The following is a 558-nucleotide window of genomic DNA, read 5'->3' as shown; positions in this document are numbered from 1 at the left end:
TGTGTGTTGTTTGAGAATTGCACAGTGGACGCGAGCATCTTTATTGTAAGTAGTTTAGAGCGTACGGTGGATGCCTTGGCACCAGGAGCCGATGAAGGACGTAGGAGGCTGCGATAAGCCTCGGGGAGCTGTCAACCGAGCTGTGATCCGAGGGTGTCCGAATGGGGAAACCCAGCACGAGTGATGTCGTGTTACCTGCACCTGAATATATAGGGTGTGTGGAGGGAACGTGGGGAAGTGAAACATCTCAGTACCCACAGGAAGAGAAAACAATTGTGATTCCGTGAGTAGTGGCGAGCGAAAGCGGAGGAGGCCAAACTTTGTGCGTGTGATACCCGGCAGGGGTTGCGTATGGAGGGTTGTGGGGTTTGCTTTGTCGATTCTGCCGGATCGGCCGACAGTAAGAAATCATGGTGTTAGTCGAAGTGGTCTGGAACGGCCTGTCGTAGAGGGTGAGAGTCCCGTAGACGAAAGTACTGTGACTGTTGTAGTGGATACCCAAGTAGCAGCGGGCCCGTGAAATCTGCTGTGAATCTGTCGGGACCACCCGATAAGCCT

General features: G+C 53.4%; 1 rRNA gene. It reads left to right on the top strand.

Annotation, left to right across the window (positions count from 1 at the left end):
• Positions 1-43 precede the first annotated feature (43 nt).
• A 23S ribosomal RNA gene (locus A2J03_RS27855) occupies positions 44-558 on the top strand; the annotation flags it as partial.

The organism is Rhodococcus sp. EPR-157 (assembly GCF_001647195.1).
Lineage (GTDB): Bacteria > Actinomycetota > Actinomycetes > Mycobacteriales > Mycobacteriaceae > Rhodococcoides.
The sequence above is the reverse complement of the archived record's forward strand: the minus strand, read 5'-3'. Positions and strand labels throughout refer to the sequence as shown.